Here is a 2,769-nt window from a genome sequence, read left to right on the forward strand (position 1 = left end):
TCCTCCAGCGCCGCCGGCCACCGATCCACCGACGGTTGTCCCCACGGCCTCGTCGGCGACCACCCGTACCTCGAAACCGGCGTCGATCAGGTCGACGGCAGCTACAGGCTGAACGCCGGGTGCCGGACGGGGTCATCGCGAAGCTGATGACCGGTCGGGTCACGCCCTCCGGGGTGCCGACCACACCTGGCCTGGGAGCGTTCAACGCCGTCGCCGGCGGTTACTGGGCCCTGGCCCGGCCCCTGCTGCGCCGAGGATGACCGCTGGTGCCGGTCCCGAACACGGGCCCGGCACCAGCGGGCGAAACCCTAGCGCTCGCCGCCCTCCGCGGGCCGGTCCTCCAGGTCCGCGGAACCGGCCGACGACGTCGGCTTGTGCCCCTCCGTGGTCGGCACGACCGGCTCGGCGGGACCGCCCGCCGCATCCGCCGCCTGCCCCTCGGCCGCCGCATCCCCGTCCAACAGAGCCGTCAGCGCGGCACCGGTGATCCGCCGGAACGTCCGTCCGATCCGCTGACGGTCCAGGACCGCCACCTCGAGCTGGTTCGCGGCGATCGTCCTGGCCGCACCGCCCTCACCACCGACCGTGCTCAACGCCTGCACCGCCACCCTGACCGCCTCGCCCAGGGACATGTCCGCCCGATGCTGCGACTTCAACACACCGGTGATCGCCTCGGCCTGACCACCCATGGCCATCCGCCCCGGCTCGTCGTTCACCGAACCGTCATAGGTCAGCCGGTACAGCTCGTCCGCCTCCGGGGTGGCACCGACCTCCGCCACGCAGATCTCCACCTCGAACGGCTTCGACTGCTCGGTGAAGATGGCACCCAGGGTCTGCGCGAACGCGTTGGCCAGGGCCCGACCAGTGACGTCACGCCGGTCGTAGCTGAGCCCGTTCAGGTCGGCCATCCGGACACCGGCGCGGCGCAGGTTCTCGAACTCGTTGTACCGACCGACCGCGGCGAACCCGATCCGGTCGTAGATCTCGCTGACCTTGTGCAGGGCGCTGGAAAGGTTCTCCGCGACGAAGAGGACCCCGCCGGAGTAGCTGAGGACCACAGCGCTGCGGCCCCGAGCGATGCCCTTGCGGGCCAACTCGGAGCGGTCGCGCATGATCTGTTCGGGAGAGGCGTAGAACTGCATGGCCACGTCGGCGGTTCTCCTTACGGCGCTGTGCTGACGACTGCTGACTGGTGAGGTGCGGGACTCAACCGCCCGGGTTCTCCATCCGGCCGGCGACCACACCCTCGGCGATCGCCGCCGTCTCGGTGTCGGTCAACCGGCGGGTGCCCTCGGCGGTCGCGGTCATCACCACGGGGTAGATCCGGCGGGTCAGATCCGGCCCACCGGTCGCGGTGTCGTCGTCGGCGGCGTCGTAGAGCGCCTCGACCGCCAGCCGCGTCGCGTCCTCGACGGACAACCCGGCCCGGAACCGCTTCTTCAAGGCGGACTTCGCGAACAGCGACCCGGACCCGATCGCGTCGTAGCCGGTCTCCTCGTACGGCCCACCGGTCACGTCGAAGCTGAAGATCCGACCGGCGCGCGCCGGGTCGGCGGCGGCCAGGTCGAACCCGGCGAAGAGCGGCACCACTGCCAACCCCTGCATGGCCGCACCCAGATTGCCCCGGATCATCGAGGCCAACCGGTTGGCCTTACCGTCCAACGAGAGCATCGCGCCCTCGATCTTCTCGTAGTGCTCCAGCTCCACCTGGAACAGTCGCATCAGCTCGATGCCGATACCGGCGGTGCCCGCGATGCCGACCAGCGAGTACGCGTCGGCGGGGTGCACCTTCTCGATGTCGCGCTGAGCGATCAGGTTGCCCATGGTGGCCCGTCGGTCGCCCGCCATCACCACACCCTCGGCGGCCGCGATGGCCACGATGGTGGTCGCGTGCGGCGCCAGGTCGGCGGCCATGCCCGGCGGCAGCGGTCGCCGACCGGGCAACATCTCGGGGGCCACCCGACTCAGAAACGTCGTGAAGGAGGACGTCCCCGCGTTGGTGAACACATCTGGAAGACGCCCGGATGGATCAAAGCCCGCTGCCACGTGGTTCCTCTCAGGTACGTGATCGCCCTGGCCAGCCTCATGGGACTGTCACGGAACTGGCCAAGACCACCGTTGCAGTTGAAGCAGAGTATCCCGCGCACCCATCCGGTGCGATGATCGTGGTCCAGATGTTGCGGGTCGGCACCGCCACAGATCGCGCAGACCCCGCCCTGCTCGGCCAGGAGCTCCTGAAACTCCTTCTCACCCACGCCGTACCGCCGCCGCAGGTGGTACTCGCGAGTCCCGCCGTGCAGGCGAAGCATGCTCTCCTTGCCCTTCGCGTTGTGGCAAGGCTTGCAGTATCGGCCGTAACCTCCACGGCCGGAGCGGTTCCGCGGAAAGTCATCGAGGGGCTTTGTGGCACCGTAGTCGGGGCATCGCCGGTGGCCCGCTGGCACCAACGGTAGTTGACGCACGCCCCTACCCTGCTGTTCCTTCAGGCGCTTGGCGTAGCTCGCCTTCGATCGAATGTTGAAGCAGGGCTTGCAATAGCTGCCGCGACCGTCGGGTCGTCTGCTATTGGCACAAATTTGATCAAGGGGCAGCCACTCGCCGCAGTCGCGGCAGCGGCGGTGGCCATCCCGGTCATCCAGAGGACGAGGCATGTCCGCTTTGCGTCCTTATGCCCTACTCACCCCCTTTTTGCACATAGCCCCTCACAAATTCCTCTGCATTCTCTTCGAGGACGGAGTCGATCTCGTCGAGGAGGTCGTCGACGTCCTC

5 protein-coding genes are annotated in these 2,769 nt (G+C 68.5%); 1 reads left to right on the forward strand and 4 read right to left on the reverse strand.

Going from position 1 to position 2,769, the window contains the following annotated elements; translation table 11 throughout:
• Positions 1-119: 119 nt before the first annotated feature.
• Complete coding sequence (locus tag ABZ749_RS33245) at positions 120-260, forward strand: hypothetical protein (protein ID WP_357234921.1); 141 nt, start codon at positions 120-122, stop codon at positions 258-260.
• A gap of 48 nt (positions 261-308) precedes the next feature.
• On the opposite strand, the gene prcA is transcribed toward ABZ749_RS33245, so the two are convergent.
• The 4 genes from prcA to ABZ749_RS33265 form a co-directional block, all read right to left on the reverse strand.
• Positions 309-1,148 (reverse strand): proteasome subunit alpha, encoded by an 840-nt coding sequence (prcA, locus tag ABZ749_RS33250; protein WP_112587322.1) that lies wholly within the window; start codon positions 1,146-1,148, stop codon positions 309-311.
• 58 nt (positions 1,149-1,206) lie between these two features.
• The gene (prcB, locus tag ABZ749_RS33255; protein WP_181518379.1) at positions 1,207-2,046 is read right to left on the reverse strand and encodes a proteasome subunit beta; all 840 of its coding nucleotides are present in this window, start codon (positions 2,044-2,046) and stop codon (positions 1,207-1,209) included.
• On the reverse strand, positions 1,965-2,651 hold the full coding sequence (locus tag ABZ749_RS33260; protein WP_357234925.1) for an endonuclease VII domain-containing protein: 687 nt from the start codon (positions 2,649-2,651) through the stop codon (positions 1,965-1,967). Before ABZ749_RS33260 ends, prcB begins: the two co-directional genes overlap by 82 nt.
• A 22-nt stretch (positions 2,652-2,673) precedes the next feature.
• Positions 2,674-2,769: ubiquitin-like protein Pup (locus tag ABZ749_RS33265; protein WP_357234928.1), on the reverse strand; the 96-nt coding region annotated here is incomplete at its 5' end.

This window comes from Micromonospora sp. NPDC047753 (assembly GCF_040642735.1).
GTDB lineage: Bacteria > Actinomycetota > Actinomycetes > Mycobacteriales > Micromonosporaceae > Micromonospora.